17 protein-coding genes are annotated in these 17,440 nt (G+C 70.1%); 5 read left to right on the forward strand and 12 right to left on the reverse strand.

All coding sequences use genetic code 11. From position 1 onward, the window contains the following. Positions 1-39: 39 nt before the first annotated feature. The 5 genes from trpC to hisI form a co-directional block, all read right to left on the reverse strand. A complete protein-coding gene (gene trpC, locus OG876_RS38180; RefSeq protein WP_328521588.1) occupies positions 40-846 on the reverse strand; it encodes an indole-3-glycerol phosphate synthase TrpC in 807 nt (268 codons plus the stop codon). A 13-nt stretch (positions 847-859) separates the two neighbouring features. After that, positions 860-1,117: an HGxxPAAW family protein gene (locus OG876_RS38185; RefSeq protein ID WP_328521589.1), complete on the reverse strand. Its 258-nt coding sequence runs from the start codon at positions 1,115-1,117 to the stop codon at positions 860-862. A 56-nt stretch (positions 1,118-1,173) separates the two neighbouring features. Continuing rightward, complete coding sequence (locus OG876_RS38190) at positions 1,174-1,704, reverse strand: Trp biosynthesis-associated membrane protein (protein ID WP_328521590.1); 531 nt, start codon at positions 1,702-1,704, stop codon at positions 1,174-1,176. After that, complete coding sequence (locus tag OG876_RS38195) at positions 1,701-3,194, reverse strand: anthranilate synthase component I (RefSeq protein ID WP_328521591.1); 1,494 nt, start codon at positions 3,192-3,194, stop codon at positions 1,701-1,703. The genes OG876_RS38190 and OG876_RS38195 overlap by 4 nt, the downstream gene beginning before the upstream one ends. Before the next feature lie 235 nt (positions 3,195-3,429). Then, positions 3,430-3,759, reverse strand: coding sequence for a phosphoribosyl-AMP cyclohydrolase (hisI, locus tag OG876_RS38200; RefSeq protein WP_328521592.1), 330 nt, complete (start codon positions 3,757-3,759; stop codon positions 3,430-3,432). A gap of 89 nt (positions 3,760-3,848) precedes the next feature. Here hisI and OG876_RS38205 point away from each other — a divergent pair, with 89 nt between their 5' ends. Continuing rightward, a complete protein-coding gene (locus tag OG876_RS38205) occupies positions 3,849-4,955 on the forward strand; it encodes a dipeptidase (RefSeq protein ID WP_328521593.1) in 1,107 nt (368 codons plus the stop codon). On the opposite strand, the gene OG876_RS38210 is transcribed toward OG876_RS38205, so the two are convergent. Continuing rightward, positions 4,952-5,818, reverse strand: a complete 867-nt coding sequence (locus tag OG876_RS38210; protein ID WP_328521594.1) for a GNAT family N-acetyltransferase — start codon at positions 5,816-5,818, stop codon at positions 4,952-4,954. The two genes, OG876_RS38205 and OG876_RS38210, sit on opposite strands and share 4 nt — an antisense overlap. Positions 5,819-6,036: 218 nt before the next feature. Here OG876_RS38210 and OG876_RS38215 point away from each other — a divergent pair, with 218 nt between their 5' ends. The 3 genes from OG876_RS38215 to OG876_RS38225 all read left to right on the forward strand — a co-directional run bounded on the left by OG876_RS38215 (position 6,037) and on the right by OG876_RS38225 (position 8,620). Continuing rightward, positions 6,037-7,191 (forward strand): hypothetical protein, encoded by a 1,155-nt coding sequence (locus OG876_RS38215; RefSeq protein ID WP_328521595.1) that lies wholly within the window; start codon positions 6,037-6,039, stop codon positions 7,189-7,191. A gap of 904 nt (positions 7,192-8,095) precedes the next feature. After that, a complete protein-coding gene (locus OG876_RS38220) occupies positions 8,096-8,404 on the forward strand; it encodes a Fe-S cluster assembly protein HesB (RefSeq protein WP_328521596.1) in 309 nt (102 codons plus the stop codon). Positions 8,405-8,482: 78 nt separating this feature from the next. After that, the gene (locus OG876_RS38225; RefSeq protein ID WP_328521597.1) at positions 8,483-8,620 is read left to right on the forward strand and encodes a hypothetical protein; all 138 of its coding nucleotides are present in this window, start codon (positions 8,483-8,485) and stop codon (positions 8,618-8,620) included. Positions 8,621-8,998: 378 nt separating this feature from the next. On the opposite strand, the gene OG876_RS38230 is transcribed toward OG876_RS38225, so the two are convergent. Then, positions 8,999-10,795, reverse strand: coding sequence for an ABC transporter ATP-binding protein (locus OG876_RS38230; RefSeq protein ID WP_328521598.1), 1,797 nt, complete (start codon positions 10,793-10,795; stop codon positions 8,999-9,001). Then, a complete protein-coding gene (locus OG876_RS38235; protein WP_328521599.1) occupies positions 10,792-12,639 on the reverse strand; it encodes an ABC transporter ATP-binding protein in 1,848 nt (615 codons plus the stop codon). The genes OG876_RS38230 and OG876_RS38235 overlap by 4 nt, the downstream gene beginning before the upstream one ends. A gap of 156 nt (positions 12,640-12,795) precedes the next feature. On the opposite strand from OG876_RS38235, the gene OG876_RS38240 reads away from it, so the two are divergent. Continuing rightward, positions 12,796-13,437 (forward strand): TIGR03085 family metal-binding protein, encoded by a 642-nt coding sequence (locus tag OG876_RS38240; protein ID WP_328521600.1) that lies wholly within the window; start codon positions 12,796-12,798, stop codon positions 13,435-13,437. Here the strand turns inward: OG876_RS38240 and OG876_RS38245 are convergent. The 4 genes from OG876_RS38245 to OG876_RS38260 all read right to left on the reverse strand — a co-directional run bounded on the left by OG876_RS38245 (position 13,423) and on the right by OG876_RS38260 (position 17,306). Then, on the reverse strand, positions 13,423-14,019 hold the full coding sequence (locus OG876_RS38245) for a DedA family protein (RefSeq protein ID WP_328521601.1): 597 nt from the start codon (positions 14,017-14,019) through the stop codon (positions 13,423-13,425). The two genes, OG876_RS38240 and OG876_RS38245, sit on opposite strands and share 15 nt — an antisense overlap. After that, complete coding sequence (locus tag OG876_RS38250; protein WP_328521602.1) at positions 14,016-14,780, reverse strand: MBL fold metallo-hydrolase; 765 nt, start codon at positions 14,778-14,780, stop codon at positions 14,016-14,018. The genes OG876_RS38245 and OG876_RS38250 overlap by 4 nt, the downstream gene beginning before the upstream one ends. 3 nt (positions 14,781-14,783) lie before the next feature. Beyond that, positions 14,784-16,904 (reverse strand): alkaline phosphatase family protein, encoded by a 2,121-nt coding sequence (locus OG876_RS38255; RefSeq protein ID WP_328521603.1) that lies wholly within the window; start codon positions 16,902-16,904, stop codon positions 14,784-14,786. A gap of 147 nt (positions 16,905-17,051) precedes the next feature. After that, on the reverse strand, positions 17,052-17,306 hold the full coding sequence (locus tag OG876_RS38260) for a CBM35 domain-containing protein (protein ID WP_328521604.1): 255 nt from the start codon (positions 17,304-17,306) through the stop codon (positions 17,052-17,054). Positions 17,307-17,440: the final 134 nt, after the last annotated feature.

Raw genomic sequence — 17,440 nt, forward strand, 5'->3', positions numbered from 1 at the left:
GAGATACTGCCCCGTGCCGTTTGGACCGGCCGAGGAGGTCTAGTGCCGCTGCTGGATGGCGGGATGCGATCCGGCGGCGACGAGGTCGGCGACCGAGGCGCGGGGATCGCGGCCGGTCACCAGGGTTTCACCGACGAGGACGACATCGGCCCCGGCGCGCGCGAACTCGATTACATCATGCGGGCCGCGAACGCCGGACTCCGCCACCCGGACCAGGTTCGACGGGATCGTCGGCGCGACCCGGGCGAAGGTGTCCCGGTCGACCTCGAGAGTCTTCAGGTTCCGGTTGTTCACGCCGATCAGCTGAGCGCCGGCATCCACCGCACGCCGGGTCTCCTCCTCGTCGTGCACCTCGACCAGCGGGCACAGGCCGATCGAGTGCGCCCGCTCGATCAGCGAGACCAGGGCCTCCTGCTCCAGCGCCGCGGCGATCAGCAGCACCATGTCGGCGCCGGCCGCACGCGCCTCCCAGAGCTGGTACGACGAGACGATGAAGTCCTTCCGCAGGACCGGGACGTCGACCCGGCCGCGCACCGCGCGCAGGTCGTCCAGGCTGCCGTTGAACCGGCGTCGCTCGGTCAGCACGGAGATCGCCGCCGCACCGCCCTCCTCGTACTCCCCGGCCAGCGCGGCCGGGTCGGTGATCTCGGCCAGCTCGCCCTTGGACGGGCTGGATCGCTTCACTTCGGCGATGATCGCGATCCCGTCACCGCGGAACACCGGCATCGGGTCCTTGGCGTCGGGCTTGCGCTGGGCTTCCTGCTTCAGGTCGTCCAGGCTGACCCGCGCCTGGCGCTCCGCGAGGTCCTCCCGGACCCCCGCGAGAATGTCGTCAAGCACAGTCATGTCCGTCCGCCCCTCAGTGGTCGCCGTCGGCCGGGACCCCGAACCCCAGCAGTTGCATGACCTTGCCGGTCAGCGCACCCAGCACCGCGATGGCGACCGAGATCCAGAACAGCACCCAGTTCGGACCGAGCACCATCGCGATGGCGCCGACCGTGAACGCGATCAGCACGATGGTCACCGCGGTCCACGCCGCCGGGCTGTTGCCGTGCAGGTCGTGGGGAGCCTCCTCGCTCACCCGCGTCGCTACTTGATCGGCCGTCGTATTGTCCATGGTTGGCGCCACTCCTCGTTGTCGTCCCGTCCTATTGTGGCGGTAGGCCGCCGCGGTCAGAGAGTCGGGTCCTCCCCGGCGTCGATCGCCTTCCACTGATCGGCCGGTGCGGCGGCCGGATCACGCTCGTAGCGCGCCGTCGCGCGACCCCATCGATGCGCTGTCAGCAAGGCGATCAGGCCCGTCGCGACCAGCGCGACGCCCCCGGCCAGGGCGAACCAGGGCGCCGGACCGCCGGACAGACTGACGTGGTCGGTGACCGCCTGACTGAGCTCCGGCCGGATCCTGCTCAGCTCACTCACGTCGGGCCGGACCTGCAGCGCGACGGCGATCGCGGCAACGCCCATCAACAGCACCAGCGCGCCCAGCACGCGGCGCAATGCTGTACCTGCGAGTTTCGTAACGACGATCGCGACCACCGAAGCGAGTGCCAGCGTCACCGGTGCCTTGGTCACGGTGTAGCCGTTGAAGTCCACACTCGGGCGCCCGCTGCCCGGATGCGCCGTCGACCACGTCAGGTACGCCGACAACCCGAGCAGCACCAGCGCCACGAGGGCGAGGAGATCGACGAGTCGCTGCGGCTTCATACGTCGCTGAACGTTCCCGCGACCGCGATCGCGTTCAGGACGGCGGCCGCCTTGGTCCGGCACTCGGCGTCCTCGGCGGCCGGATCGGAGTCGGCGACGATGCCCGCGCCGGCTTGCACGTACGCCGTGGAGCCGCGCAACACCGCGGTCCGGATGGCGATCGCGGTGTCCACGTCACCGGCGAAGTCCAGGTAGCCGACGACACCGCCGTACACACCGCGCCGGGTCACCTCGAGTTTGTCGATGATCTCCATCGCCCGCGGCTTCGGCGCACCGGACAGCGTCCCGGCCGGGAACGCGGCGGTGAGCGCGTCGAACGCGGTCTTGCCGGCCGCCAGCTGCCCGGTGACGGTCGATTCCAGGTGCATCACGTGGCTGTAGCGGCGGACGTCCATGAAGTCGACCACCTCCACGGTGCCGGGCGCGCAGACCCGGCCGACATCGTTGCGGCCGAGGTCGACCAGCATCAGGTGCTCGGCGCGCTCCTTGGCGTCGGCGCGCAGCTCCTCCTCCAGCGCGTGGTCCTCCTCCGGCGTGGCGCCGCGGCGGCGGGTGCCGGCGATCGGGTGCAGGATCACCTTGTTGTCGGTGACCTTGACCAGCGCCTCGGGACTCGATCCGACGATGTCGAACCCGTCCAGGCGGACCAGGTACATGTACGGGCTCGGGTTGGAGCGGCGCAGCACCCGGTAGATGTCGAGCGCGGACGCCGTGGTCTGCAGCTCGAACCGCTGGGACACGACGATCTGGAACGCCTCGCCGGCCCGGATCTCCTCCTTGGCGTGCTCGACGGCCTCCCGGTACTCCGCGCTGGACCGCTGCCGGTGGGGATCCGGAACCGCGGTCCGGTCCGCGCGCACGACGTACGACGGGGTGGGCTGGGCCAGATCCGCCTCCATCGCGTCGAGGCGGCGTACGGCGTCCGCGTAGGCCTCGTCGACACGCTCGTCGGAGTCGTCCCAGTTGACCGCGTTCGCGATCAGCCAGATCTCGCCGGTCTCGTGGTCGAGGGCGGCCAGGTCGGTGGCGAACAGGAACGTCAGCTCGGGCAGGCCGAGGTCGTCGGTCGTTGTGTCGGGCAACCGTTCGAGCCGGCGGACCGCGTCGTACCCGAGGAAGCCGACCATGCCGCCGGTCAGTGGCGGCAGGTCGGGCAGCCGGGGCGTGTGCAGGATCTCCAGCGTCTCGCGCAGCGCCTTCAGGGGGTCACCGGTCTGCGGCAGGCCGACCGGCGGGTTCCCGGTCCAGATCGCCTCGCCGTCGCGCTCGGTCAGCGTCGCCGCGCTGCGCACGCCGATGAACGAGTAGCGCGACCAGACGCCGCCGTTCTCCGCGGACTCCAGCAGGAAGGTGCCTTCGCGCTCGGCGGCGAGCTTGCCGTAGACACCGATCGGCGTCTCCGCATCGCCCATCAGCCGCCGCGTCACCGGGATGACCCGGCGGTCCTTGGCATAGTCGCGGAAGGTCTCGATGGCCGGGTTCGTGGTCATGGGGCCTCCCGGCCTGGACTGAGGAGCGCAGGGAGCCCGGTCATGGGGCCCCGGTCTGGACTGAGGAACGCAGGGAGCGAAGCGACCGGAGTGACGAGGGAAGACCGGGAGTCAAGCCCCATGACCTGCCGCGCCGGAGGCGTGGCATCCAACGCAGCGACTGGAGCGACGAGGGAAGGCCGGGAGCCAAGGCCCCATGACCCCGCCGGCGCCGAAGGCCCGGCCAAAAGCACTGTCACGCTTTGACCTCGATCTCGCCGTGTTCGAAGCAGGTGCGGGTGCCGGTGTGGCAGGCCGGGCCTTCCTGGTCGACGAGGACGAGCAGGGTGTCGGCGTCGCAGTCGACGAGGATCTGCTTGACGTGCTGACGATGGCCGCTGGTCTCGCCCTTGACCCAGTACTCCTGCCGGCTGCGGGACCAGAACGTGCTCCGCCCGGTCGCCGCGGTCCGGCGGACCGCCTCGGCGTTCATCCAGCCCACCATCAGGACCTCACGCGTGTCGTACTGCTGCACCACTGCTGGGATCAGCCCGGCCGCGTCGAAGGTCAGCTCGTCAATGCTCACCCGCCCATTGTCGCCGATCACAAGGAGCACTCCGAACACGGTGCCTCGCGATGAACGCGCGTAGTGGGACGGGCTGACAGTATGAGGGCATGACGACGAGTGAGGCACGCGTCCAGGAACTGCTGACCGAACACCCGGTGATCGACGGGCACAACGACCTGCCGATCGCGTTCTACGAGCTGTGCGGGTACGACCTGGACGCCCACGACCTGAGCGGCTCGGTGCCGTCCCTGCACACGGACCTGCCGCGGTTGCGGACCGGACACGTCGGCGCGCAGTTCTGGTCCCTGTGGGTCCCCCAGGACGAGCACTCGGTACGGCGTACGTTCGAGCAGGTCGACTTCGTGCATCGGCTCGTGGAGCGGTTCCCGGCCTGGCTCCAGCTCGCATCGACCGCGGATGACGTCGACGCCGCGATCAAGGCCGGCCGGGTCGCCTCGCTGATGGGGATGGAGGGCGGCCACTCGATCGGTGAGTCACTCGGGGTGCTGCGGGTCATGCGGGAGCTGGGCGTGCGGTACATGACGCTCACGCACAACAACAACGTGTCCTGGGCGGACTCGGCGACCGACGAGCCGGTGCTCGGCGGGCTGAACGAGTTCGGCGAGGAGGTCATCCGGGAGATGAACCGGATCGGCATGCTGGTCGACCTCTCGCACGTCTCCGCGGACACCATGCGGCATGCGTTGCGGGTGACCAGCGCGCCGGCGATCTTCAGCCACTCGTCGGCCCGCGCGATCTGCGACGTACCGCGGAACGCGCCGGACGACGTGCTCGAGACCCTGGCCGGCAACGACGGCGTCTGCATGGTGACCTTCGTCCCGTACTTCGTCTCCCAGGCGTACGTCGACTGGGTCAAGGGAGCCAAGGAGGCGCAGCCGGACCTGAACCCGATGAACCCGGCCGACCAGGCGAAGCTGGCCGAGTCGTACGACGTGCCGAAGCCCGAGGTCACCCTGGACGACGTGGTCGAGCACGTCGACCACGTCCGCGGGATCGCCGGCGTCGACCACATCGGCCTCGGCGGCGACTACGACGGCTGTCCCGAATTCCCCACCGGCCTCGCGGACGTCGCGTCGTACCCGGCCCTCTTCGAGGCGCTGGCCGACCGCGGCTGGAACGACACCGAACTGGCAAAACTTGCCAGCGGCAACATCCTCCGCGTCCTCCGCGCCGCCGACGACGCGGCCGCTTAGGCGTCCCGGTACAGGTCTCTGGTCTCTGGCAACCGCTCGAAGCCGGCCGCCTCGTAGGTGGCGATGGCGCCGACGTTGAAGCCCGGCGTGCACACCACCGCGCTGCACGAACCCAGCTCCTGGAGGGCTCGCGCTGCCGCGACGGTGATCGCCGTGCCGTAGCCGCGCCCGCGGTGCATCCGATGCACGCCCATCGGCTCGATCAGCCCCGGCTTGCCCTCCCCCGCCGACCACACGGTCACGGCCGCCACGGACTCGCCCAGCTGGTTGCGGCCGACGAGACAGCGCGCGTCGGCGTACGGCTCGCCGTCGGCCATCGCGTGCCACCGGGCGTCGGTGAACGTCGACCCGTCGAACGACGCCCGTTGGACGGCGGTCCGCTCGTGCGCCTCCTCGGCCCCGATGACATCGACCCGCAGGCCGGGGTCCGGCACGGGCTCGCTCAGGTCGCGCCGCAGCGGCACCCACGGATCGTCCGCCATCCAGCCGTCTTTGAACAGCAGGTCCTGGACGAGCGCTCCCATCGGGGCCTCGACGTACACCTTGCCCTCGATCAGTACTCCGGCCTCCGGCGCGGACACGTCCTCGACCAGGCGCTGCGCGAGCTCCTCGTCCTGCTGAGTGTCCGGCGCGATCGCGAGCCGCAGCAGCTCCGGATCGTCGAGCATCCCGACGGCCAGGATCTCCCCGTCCCGGCTCCAGGTCCTGGTCGCGGCCGCCATCGCCTCGTCACCGAACCGCCAGAACCACCCCAGATCCCCCGGATGCAGCTGCACAGCGGCCCCGTCGTACTGCCACTCCCGCAGCACCCGCACAACCTCGCCCAACCCATCGATCCCCGGAGTCCCCAACACAGTCGCCATACCCCGATCACACACCACCCCACCGACACCCCGCACCCGACTTTCCCAACCACCGTCCCCCACCGGCTGGATCTCTCGCCCTCGGCCCTCGGCTCAGGAGGCGACTTTGTGCACCACGTCCGTACATCTCGCGAGTCGTCGTACGGATCTGGTGCACATAGTCGGGTTATCCACAGGCGTCTGAGCGGCCGGGAGGCGATTCCGGGGAGGATCGGGCGGTGGAGCGGCTCGGGGACGACGTACGGGAGCGGCTGGCCGATCAGTGGGCCAGACCGCTGCGGCACCTGGAGCTGCTGGAACTCGGCCTGCAGAAGTACGACGTGGAGCGGCTCGTCCGACGCGGTCAGCTCCAGACGGCCCACGCTCGCTATGTCCGCGGGCACGTTGACGCACGGCTCGCCTGCATCGCTTGTGCGCAGGCGGCCCATCCGAGGTCCGTCATCAGCCATTTCACGGCAGCGGAGCTCACGGGGCTGAGAGTCTGGACGGACCATGGTCGCGGGCCGTCTCCGGACGCAGTCTGGCTCAGCTGCGAGCCGGGCGGCCGTCGCAACCTGAAGCGTGCCGACGTGGTACTCCGCCGGGCCGGCCTCACCGAGGCGGACCTCCGATTCCACCGGGGGCTGTGGCTCACCTCCGAAGCACGAACCACAGTCGACATCGCCCGGGAGCTGCCCCTCCGTGAGGCAGTTGTGACCGTTGACCACGCGTTGTCCGGATTCGTGTCCCGCGCCGAGCTCGAGGAGGCACTCGAGCGCCAGTACCGCTGGCCCGGCGTCCAGAACGCACGGGCAGCAGTCAGTCTCGGCGACCCGCGCTCCGAGTCGGCGCTGGAGTCGTTCGCACGTGCGGTGTTCGTCGAGGGTGGTCTGCCGGCGCCGATCCTTCAAGCGGAGTTCTCGAACGGTGATCGCTGGTTGGCGGACCGGGTCGACTTCTGGTGGCCGGAGTTCCGCACGATCGGCGAGGCGGACGGCCTGGCGAAGTTCGAAGCCCCGACGGCCGCCGAGCGCCGCTGGCTGCTCCGCCGAGCGTTCGAACGCGACCAACGCCTGGCCGATCACGGTCTCGAGCTCATCCACTTCGGCTGGGAAGACGTCGCACGCGCCCCCAACGAGCTCATCCACCGCCTCCGCACCGCCTTCACCCGCGGATCCCGCCGCACCGACCCCCACCCACCTGGCGCCCCGCCGCCTAACCCACCCACCCCACCCCCCAAGCCACTCCGTCCCCCCAACTTTGTGCACCAGATCCGCACCTTTCACACCCCGCCACACGGACCTGATGCACAAAGTCGCGGATCCGCGCACGACGAGCGGCCCGGCCAGCGTGGATGCGCCGGATGGTTGCGCACGGCGGCCACCCCGGCCTGACCCGCCCGCCGCGCCACCCTCGAGCCGCCCGGACCCCGACTTTGTGCACCAGATCCGCACCTTCCACACCCCGCCACACGGACCTGATGCACAAAGTCGCGGATCCGCGCACGACGAGCGGCCCGGCCAGCGTGGATGCGCCGGATGGTTACGCACGCCGGCCGGCCTGACCCGCCCACCGCACCACCCTCTAACCGCCCGGACCCCGACCTTGTGCACCAGATCCGTACCTTTCGCTACCTCACGTACGGATCTGGTGCACAAAGTCGCGGATCCGCGCACGACGAGCGGCCCGGCCAGCGTGGATGCGCCGATGGTTCCGTACGGCGGCCGCCCCGGCCTGACCCGCCCACCGCACCACCCTCGAGCCGCCCGGACCCCGACTTTGCGCACCAGATCCGCACCTTTCGCTTCCTCACGTACGGATCTGGTGCACAAGGTCGCGGAGATGCGTACGGCGGGCGGGCGGTCCCGCCGGCATGGTTGTGCCGGGTGGTTGCAGTCGGCGGGGCGACCCACGGCGTGGTTGCGCCGGGGGTTGCGGTCGGTGGGCGGCGCGGCCGGGGTGATTGCGTACGGCGGGCGGCGCGGCCGCCGCTGTTGCGCGGGGACGTTGCGCACGGCGGGAGCCCGGCCTGACCCGCCCGCCCCACCACCCCTCGCGCCGCCCTGTACTCCGCGACTTTGTGCACCAGATCCGTACCTTTCACATCCCGCCGCACGGATCTGGTGCACAAAGTCGCGGATTTGCGTACCGCGGGCGGCCAGGCGGGCGTGGTTGCCGCGCGGGGGATGGTTGCGGCGGGGCGGCGAGGCGGCGGGGTGGTTGTGGGGGGCGGGTTGTTTGGGGTTTGGGTGAGGGGGCACGGGGCGGGTTCAGTGTTGACCGACGGATGGAGTGGTTGTGCTTACCCTGACTGAGAACGCGACGCTGGTGATCAAGAGCATCACCGGGGTCGAAGGCGCGCCGGAGGGGGCCGGAGTGCGAATCTCGCAGGAGAACCCGGCGGATCCGGCGCTCGCGGTGACGACGACGGAGGCACCGCGGCCCGGTGACCAGGTGGTCGAGGAAGCCGGAGCGCGGGTGTTCCTGGAGCAGAACGCGGCGAACGCGCTCGACGACAAGATTCTGGACGCGGCGGTCGACGACAAGGGCGGCGTCGAGTTCCTGCTGGTACCGCAGCCTGGTGCCGGCACTGCGCCGACCGCCTGACAGGTAAGACCGCGACGGCCGGGAGCCTCCCCTGAGGTCCCGGCCGTCGCGCACGCTTGAACGATCCGGCCGTGGCGCATGTCTAGACGGCCCGCCGCCGACGCCCAGGCGGTCCCGCCTGTCGCGCACATCCAGCCGAGCCCGGCCGTCGCGCACGCCCAGACGATCCCGCCCGTCGGGCACGCCCAGACCATCCCGCCCGTCCCGCACGTCTAGACGGCCCACCGTCGTCGCGCACGTCCAGACGGTCCCAGCCGTCGCGCACGCCTGAACGATCCGGGCGTCGCGCACGTCTAGACGGCCCGCCGCCGCCCACGCGCAGGCGGTCCCGCCTGTCGCGCACATCCAGACGAGCCCGACCGTCGCGCAGACCCAGACCATCCCGCCCGTCCCGCACCTCTAGACGGGCAGCTGTTGTGCACGCCCAGACGGGTCCCGCTCGTCCAGACGGACCCAGCCGTCGCGCATATTCAGACGAGCCCAGCCGTCGCGCGCGCCCAGGGGATCCCGCCGGTCTGGACAGGCCCGGCCGTCGCGCAGGCCTCGACGGGTCGGCCGTTGTGCGGGGCTCGACGGTCTTGCCGCTGCCTGGGGTTAGACGGTGCTCCGTTGGGCTATCCAGCTGTTGTGGAGGCGGGTGTAGACGCCGCCGGCGTCGACGAGGTCTGCGTGGGGGCCTCGTTCGACGATCTCGCCGTTGTCGAAGACCAGGACCTCGTCGGCTGCCTCCGCGGTCGACAACCGGTGCGCGATGGTGACCGACGTACGGCCGGACATCAGTCGCTCCAGCGCGGCGTTGACGCGCACCTCGGTGCCGGGGTCGACGGCCGATGTCGCCTCGTCGAGCACGAGGAGGTCGGGGTCGGCGATGTTCGCCCGCACCAGCGCGACCAGTTGACGTTCACCCGCGGACAGCGACTCGCCCCGCTGGCCGACCGGCGACTGCAGACCGTCCGGCAGCGACTCCAGCCAGTCGGTCAGCCCGAGCGACTGGAACGCATCGAGCAACTGCGCGTCCGTCACCTCGGGACGCCCGAACCGCACGTTCTCGGCCAGTGGCGCGTCGAACAGGTACCCGTCCTGCGGCACCATCACGACCCGCTCCCGCAGCGACTCGAACGAGATCTCCCGCGCGTCCACCCCGTCCAGCCGGACCTCGCCCGCGGTCGGATCCATCAACCGGGTCAGCAGTTTCGCGAACGTCGTCTTCCCGGACCCGGTCTCGCCGACCACCGCGACCCGCCGGTGCGGCTCGATCCGTACGTCGACATCCCGCAGAACCAGCTCGCCCTCCGGGTAGGCGAAGTCGACGTCCGCGAAGTCGACCGTGATCGGACCGCGCGGCTGCTTCACCCCCTCCTCACCCGGGTCGACCACATCGGCCGGGGTCGCGATCACCCCGAGCACCCGACGCCACCCGGCGAACGCACTCTGCGCGTCGGTCAGCACCTGGGTCGCGATCTGCACCGGATCCGAGAACAGCGCGACCAGGAACATGAACGCGAGGAGCTCCCCCAGCGTCGCCTGCTTGTCGACACCCAGCAGCACACCGACCGACAGCACACCGGCGTTGGCCAGGCCCGCCGCCAGACCGCCGATCGAGAACGTCACTCCGGTGAGCGCCTGTGCCCTCGTCGCGGTCCGCCGGTAGTCCTCGATCGAGGCGTCGATGCGGTCCTGGGTCCGCTTCTCGACCGCGTACGCGCGGACCACCTGAGCGCCGACCACCGGCTCCGCGATCGCGGACAGCATCTCGCCGACCTTCGCCCGGACCACACCGTACGCCTTGGACATCGCGCGCTGCAGGTACTTCAGGCTGGCGAACAGCGGGATGAAGCACCCCAGCACGACCAGGGCCAGCTGCCAGGAGTAGAAGAACATCACCACGGTCGCGAGCAGCATCTGCCCGATGCTGACCAGGAAGATGAACCCGCCGAACTGCAGGAACTGCGACACCGTGTCCACGTCCGACGTGACCCGGCTGACCAGCGCGCCGCGCCGCTCCGTGCTCTGTGTCAGCACCGGCAGGTCGTGCACGTGCCGGAACGCCTTGATCCGCATCGTCGCGAGCCCGTGCTCCGAGTTGATCGCGAGCCGCACGGTCGTCAGGTACGACGCTCCCGCCGTGACCACGATGCCCAGCGTGCAGACCAGGCACATCCACGCGACGTACGAGATGTCCGGCCCGCCCGCACCGGACAGGCCCTTGTCGATCGTCTGCTGAACAGCGATCGGTACGACGATCCGCCCGGCCGTCATGGTCAGCGCGAGGATCCCGGTGACCCACCAGCCGTTGGCCAGCTCGGGCGAGACCTTCAGCCCCTGCCGCAACGTGTCCAGGCCACTCGCGTCATCGGCATGGTCCAGCCGACTTGCTTCCGCCGCGCTCACGCCGTCGCTCCTTCCGCGTCCAGGTCTTCGATCTCCGCGGCCAGGTCCGCCTCTTCCTGGCGGCGCTCCGCGTCCTTCTCGTAGGCGTCGACCAGGTTGCGGTAGGCGGCCGACGTCTCCTGCAGGTCGGTGTGCGTCCCCTGCGCCGCGATCCGGCCCTCGTCGAGGAACAGCACCTCGTCGGCGAGCGAGATCGTCGCCTTCCGGTAGGCGATCACGAGCACGGTCGTCGCGGCTTCGGCGCCCTGGACCGCGGACCGCAGCCCCGCCAGGATCCGCGCCTCGACCTGCGGGTCCACCGCGCTCGTCGCGTCGTCCAGGATCAGCAGCCGAGGCCGCCGTACCAGCGCCCGGGCCAGGGCGATCCGTTGCCGCTGGCCACCGGACAGCGTCGTACCGCGCTCGCCGACCTTCGTGTCCAGACCGTTCGGCAGCACCTTCACGAAGCCGTCGCCTTGGGCGATCCGCAATGCGTCCCAGACGTCCTCGTCGCTGTAGTCGCCGCCGAGCGTGATGTTGCCGCGGATCGTGTCGTCGAACAGGAACGCGGTCTGCGCCACCAGCGCGACCGAGCCGGCCAGCTGGTCCCGGGCCAGGTCGCGCAGATCGACGCCGTCGAGCTTGATCGCACCCTCCTCCGGATCGATCAGCCGGGTCAGCAGCGTGGTCATCGTGGACTTCCCGGAGCCGGTCGGTCCGACCATCGCGACGGTCCGCCCGGGCTCGATGACGAAGTCCACACCGGCCAGTACGTCGCGCTCCGGCAAGTACCCGAACCGTACGTCGGCCACCTGCAACCGGGCCGCCTTCGCCGACGTCAGCACGGCGTCGCCGTACTCCATCCCGCCCTCGGCGGTGAGCACCCGCTGGATGCGGTCCCACCCGACGACCGAGCGCGGCAGCTCGCCGAGCACCCAGCCGAGCGCGCGGATCGGGAACCCGATCAGCGTGAACAGGAACGCGACCTGGACCACGTCACCCGCGTCGGCGCCGCCGGAGCTGACCCGGTAGACACCGACTAGCAGCACCCCGAGCACCCCCAGCCGGGGCAGGCCGTCGATCACCGGATCGAACATGCCGCGGGCCTTGTTCACCGCGATGTTCGCGTCCCGGAGCGCGTACGTCGGGGCGCGGAAGCGCTCGGTCTCGGCGGACTCACGGCCCAGCGTCTTCACCACGAGCGCACCGTCGAACGACTCGTGCGCGACCTCGGAGACATCCGCGCGCAACTGCTGCGCCCGGGTGGCGAGCGGCTGCAGGTAGCGCTGGAAGATCACGTTCGCCAGGAACACGAGCGGGAACACCAGGCAGCCGACCAGCGCGAGCCAGACGTCGGCCGCGAACATCGCGACGGTCGCGAACCCCAGCATCGCGAGCACCCCGATGGCCATCGGCAGCGGAGCGATCACGAACCAGGTCGACTCGACGTCCGCGTTGGCGTTCGAGAGGAGCATGCCGGTCGAGTGCTGGTGGTGCCACTCGAGCGGAAGCTTCAGGTACTGCCGGGTGACCCGGCGGCGGTACGTCGCCTGCAGCCGGAACTGCATCACACCGGCGCCGAGCCGGCGCCCGACCACGCCGATCGCGTTCAGGATCGCGATCCCGATGAACAACCCGATCAGCGAGGCGATCGCGGCGAAGGTGGTGTCACCGCTCTCGAAGGCCGGCCGGAGCACGTGGTCGGTGGCCCAGCCGAGCGCCCAGCCGCCGGCCACCGTCATCGCGCCGTAGAGCCCCGCGGCCAGCACCGACAGCGCGAAGATACGTGGCTCCTCCCAGATCGCCACCCGCAGAACCGCGAGCCCTCTCCGGGTGACGCTGCCCTTGTCGGGGACCTTCGGCATGGGCAAGACGCTCTCCAGGACAGTCAGGTGCGAACACCGGGCATAGGCATGACAACGATTGACATTCTGCCACCCCCGCTCCACCTCCTGTCTCCTGCTTTCCTTCCCTCCACCTCTGGCCGAGAAGAAGTTGCGACTGGTGATTACGATCGATTTGTGACCGACTACAGCCGGGTAGAACGACTCGCTCTGTGTGATCTGTTCGACCAACTGGGGCCTGATCAGCCCACGCTGTGTGAAGGGTGGACGACGTACGATCTCGCCGTCCATCTGTATGTCCGGGAGGCGGATCCGATGGCCGGGCCGGGGATCATGATCGCGGCGCTGGCCGAGACCACCGAGCGGCGGATGAAGCGGGCCAAGGAGCGCTACAGCTTCACCGAGGTGGTTGACAAGGTCCGCAACGGGCCGCCGCCGATCTCGATCTACGCGTTCCCCAAGTTCGGTCACCAGCTGAACACGACCGAGTACTTCGTGCACCACGAGGACGTCCGCCGGGCACAGCCGACGTACGACATTCGCACACTGCCGGCCGATCAGGAGGCGGGACTGTGGAAGTCGATCCGGCTCGGCGCGAAGACGCTGACCCGAAAGGCGCCCAGTGGCCTGGTGCTCCGGCTCCCGGACGGGACGACGTCCGTCGCGAAGCGGCCGACCGAGCTGGGGTCGGTGACCATCACCGGCGCGCCGGCCGAGCTGGTCCTGTTCTGCATGGGCCGCCAGCAGGTGGCCGACGTGGAGCTGGACGGCGACGCGGAGACCGTCGAGCGGCTCCGCAGCGCCTCATTCGGAGTCTGACCTCGCGGCGGCCCGCTTGCGCCGGGCCCGCTGGACCAGGCTGCTGAGCACGGTCACGAGCACAACAAGCACGATCGCCGCCAGCACGCCCTCCCACGGCTCGTCGAAAAGCGCATACCCGAGCAGCCCGATGGCCATGTAGACCGCGGCCCACAGCGACGACGCGGCCAGATCGACCAGCGCGAACCGCTCCCACGGGTACCCGGCCAGGCCGGCCGCGAGCAGCACCGGCACCCGGCCGCCCGGGATCAGCCGGGAGGTCAGCAGGACGCTGATCTCGTGCGCGTCCAGCCGGACCCGCAGTGCGTCGAGCGAGGCATTGTCGCGCAGCCACCCGACCCGCTTGGCCAGCCGTTCACCGCCGAACCGGCAGCCGGCATACACGATCAGGTCGCCGGCATACGCCCCGGCCATACCGGCGATCAGGACGCCGCCCAGCCCGATCGGATTGTTGTGCAACGCGAGTACGGCGCCCGCCGAGACGGCCGCGCCGGTCGGGAGCACCGGCAGGACCGCGCCGACCAGCACCGCCCCGGCCAGCGCAATGAGATACCACAGATCGAAGCGCGTGTCCCCACTCACGGGGCGACCTCGGTCGACTCGCCGGGCGCCAGGACCTCCACCGACACCTCGGGAGCCACTTCGGTCATCGCGGTCTTGAACTTGTCCCCCGGTGGCAGGAACAGGTCCGGCTTCAGCCAGTCGCACCCGATCGGCCAGAACGTCCCGAAATGGATCGGGATCGCCATCCGGGCGCCGACCAGGCGAACCGCTTCCGCCGCACGGACCGGATCCAGATGCCCCGGACCGAGCGACGGCCCCCAGCCGCCGACCGGGATCAGGGCCAGGTCGACCGGTCCGGCTTCTGTGGCCAAGTCGTCGTACAGATCGGTGTCACCGGCGAACCACACGCTGGGCGAACCTTCCACCCGGTATCCCAGGGCGGGCCCCGAGTACGACGACCACGGCAGCCGGCGCCCGTCGTGAAGCGCGGTGACGGCCGTGATGTCGAGCGACCCGATCCGGATCTGGTTGCCCGGGGCAACTTCGATGCAGCGGGCCGAGTACGCGGCGCCGCTGTCCTGGTGGATCAGCTTGGCCGCCCCCCGCGGCACCACCAGCGCGGCGTCCGGCGCGACCAGCGGCAGCGAGCTGAGGTGCAGGTGGTCGGCGTGCATGTGCGAGACCAGTACGGCGTCACACTGGCCGGCCTCGGGCAGCGGAGCCGGTCCGCGCCGCCGGCGCACGTGCGCGATCCGCGAGGTCAGCACCGGGTCGGTCAGGAGCCGCGTACCGTTGGCCTCGATGGTGGTGGTGGCGTGCCCCCACCAGGTGATCCGCACGCTTCAGGCCTCCACACTCGACTCGACCGATTCTCGCAGGTCCTTGCGCTGACCCAGCTTCTCCAGCCAGTTGATCAGCAGTTCGTGAACCGCGTCGGAGCCTACGGGAGGCTCCTTCAGGACCCAACGGCTCGGGTGCACCAGGACCGCCTCGGTCTGCCAGCCGCCGATGCCGCCGTGGCACCCGACCAGCTCCTCGAACGCCGCCACCTCGTGGGTGTAGTCGTCCAGCCGGCTGACCACCACGATGTCGCCGTTGTGAGGCATCTCGGCCTGCCGCAGCATCGACGCCGGCGCGAACGGCCCGTACGGCGCCAGTGGGTCCTCCCCCTCGATCCGGCCGGACCGCAGCACCCGGACCCCGGCCCGGCCGATCGCGACCGGTCCCTCGGCGAGCGAGTCGACCACGATGAACCCGACCCCTGGGTGCGTCGCCAAGCCGTTCACCAGCTTCGGGTGCAGCAGCTCGATCTCCTCGAGCGGCACCCTGCCCGGGGTGGTCGCGAGGTAGATCAGCGCGAGGTTGCCCGAGGCGGTGACCACGACCTGCTCGTCGGCGGCGACCGCCGGCTCGCAGTCCTTCGGGCCAAGCTCGACCTCACCGCTCCTGGCCCTGCCGTGCAGCGCCCTGCGGGTGACGGTTCCGGCCACACTCCGGCGCAGCGACAGCTCGGTCAGGAACGCGTTCACCGGACCCCAGCCTTCGGACCTCCCGACCGCCGCGACCGGCTCCTTCGTCGTGTCGACCAGGTCGTCGACGACCTGGGTGAGCGTCCGGCCGTACCGCTGCAGGAAGGTCGAGCCCTGGCTCTGGCCGTGGTCGGACAGGACCACGATCTCGTACGAGTGCGGCAGGATGTCGATGATCCGCTGCAGCGCGCCGAGCACCCGATCCAGACCCTCCAGCGTCTGCAGCGACTCCGGTCGGGTCGGGCCGGCGTGGTGCGCGACCTCGTCGTAGTCGACGAAGTCGCAGTAGATCACCGGGGTGCCCTTGACGAGCTCGTCGGTGATCAGCGAGACGTTGAGGTCGCGGAGCAGGACGTTGCTGATCGCCCGCAGGAAGATGTAGGACCCACCGCGCTTGACCCGTGGAACCAGGTGCCGGACTCGCTGCCGCCGGGCTTGGTGCAACTCCTTCACCATCTCGGCGACACACAGGATGAGACCGCGGGCCGCACCCTGCGGACTGGAGAAGAACCGGACATAGCCGCGGCTCCGGCTGTCCGGCAGGCCGGCTCGGCTGAACACGAGCTCGCACTTGTCCGCGTCCCCGGACCAGTTGTTGCTGATGCTGACCCCGCCGTCGGCCAGCAGCCCCCGCCCGGTCGACATCCGCGTCTCGATCTCGGCCGCGTCCCGGCCACGGTTGGTCACCATCACCCGGCCGGTCTCCTTCTCGTACCACCGGAACGCGGGGATCTGCCCGGAGCCGCCGTGCAGGATGCCGGCCTGACTGGCCGGAGTGGTCGCCGGTACGCCGGTGTGCCAGCCGACCATCGAGTGCCGGCCGTCCCGGATCCAGCCGCCGAGGTTGGGCAGGTTCCCGGCCAGCACCATCCAGTTCAGCAGCGGCTCGGACAGCCCGTCGATCTGGATGATCAGCATCCCGGTCTTCGGCGCGGCCTCGATCTTCCGGGCCCGCCGGTGCACGACCCGCATCACCTCGGCGACGTAGGCGTCGTCGGTGCCGGCGTACGCGACCCAGCCGACGAACGCGCTCACCGTCGACATCCAGATCGCGACCAGTAGCGGCGCCTCGACGCCGCCGTGCAGATTCACGCCCGGATCCACGGTGATGCCGAGGTAGACGACGCCGAACTGCGACAGCAGTCCCCCGACGAGGACGCCGATCGAGCCGATCAGGATCGCGACCCCGGCCAGCGCCCAGCGCATCAGCATCGAGAAGACCGCCAGCAGCACGACCAGCCGCAGGATCGGCAGCCGGCCGTCACTGCTGATCTGCGGCAGCGTCCAGAACACGATGATCAGCGAGATCAGCGACGCCAGACCGCCGAGCAGCATTGCCTGCAGGCCCCGGCCGGTCCGGCGCAGGTCCAGCCAGATCGGCCGCGGGCGTCTCCGCCGCCGGTCGCCGGACATCTGTTCTGGTGGTTTCGTCATCGCCCGCTTCATGCTCCCCGTCGGTCCCGCTGTGCTCTACGAGAGTACGAGGCGCGCTGAAGCGCCGTGGCACCACGCCACGCTCCGGACGGGTGGTTCCCGGGTCAGGACCGGGGTCACGCGGGGTGATCCCCTGACCCGGCAACCTCACTGAACTTCGAGGTAGTCGACCTCCGTGTACAGATCACCCTTGGTGAGACGGATGGTGTTCCAGCCCGCGTTGAGCGTGACCGGGACCGAGCTCTGCTGCCAGTTGTCCCAGCCGGTGACCGGGTAGCTGACCGCTCCCTGACTGTTGCCATTGACAACGAGTCCGTGGCCGGCGGTCGCGGCCGAGCCGTTCGCGTACCCGACGTGCAGCGTGTAACCACCCGCGACCGGCGCGAAGACCGAGTTCTCCACCCAGAAGTCATCTGCGCATGACACTCCTCAGGTGGGGGCGGGTACCTGTGCGGAGAACTTTTTCATCGATTCACCTCGAGAGCGGGAGGTCAATCGCGCTGATCACTGGACCCGGGGCGATCCGGGGTGGAGAC

It is taken from the genome of Kribbella sp. NBC_00359 (assembly GCF_036097425.1).
Taxonomy (GTDB): Bacteria; Actinomycetota; Actinomycetes; order Propionibacteriales; family Kribbellaceae; genus Kribbella.

Excerpts from the sequence above, each read along its gene's own strand:
- OG876_RS38205 (WP_328521593.1), top strand. The coding sequence starts at position 3,849 with ATGACGACGAGTGAGGCACGCGTCCAGGAACTGCTGACCGAACACCCG.
- OG876_RS38185 (WP_328521589.1), bottom strand. The coding sequence starts at position 1,117 with ATGGACAATACGACGGCCGATCAAGTAGCGACGCGGGTGAGCGAGGAG.
- OG876_RS38225 (WP_328521597.1), top strand. The coding sequence starts at position 8,483 with ATGTCTAGACGGCCCGCCGCCGACGCCCAGGCGGTCCCGCCTGTCGCG.
- OG876_RS38235 (WP_328521599.1), bottom strand. The coding sequence starts at position 12,639 with ATGCCGAAGGTCCCCGACAAGGGCAGCGTCACCCGGAGAGGGCTCGCG.
- OG876_RS38190 (WP_328521590.1), bottom strand. The coding sequence starts at position 1,704 with ATGAAGCCGCAGCGACTCGTCGATCTCCTCGCCCTCGTGGCGCTGGTG.
- OG876_RS38210 (WP_328521594.1), bottom strand. The coding sequence starts at position 5,818 with ATGGCGACTGTGTTGGGGACTCCGGGGATCGATGGGTTGGGCGAGGTT.
- OG876_RS38195 (WP_328521591.1), bottom strand. The coding sequence starts at position 3,194 with ATGACCACGAACCCGGCCATCGAGACCTTCCGCGACTATGCCAAGGAC.
- OG876_RS38255 (WP_328521603.1), bottom strand. The coding sequence starts at position 16,904 with ATGACGAAACCACCAGAACAGATGTCCGGCGACCGGCGGCGGAGACGC.
- trpC (WP_328521588.1), bottom strand. The coding sequence starts at position 846 with ATGACTGTGCTTGACGACATTCTCGCGGGGGTCCGGGAGGACCTCGCG.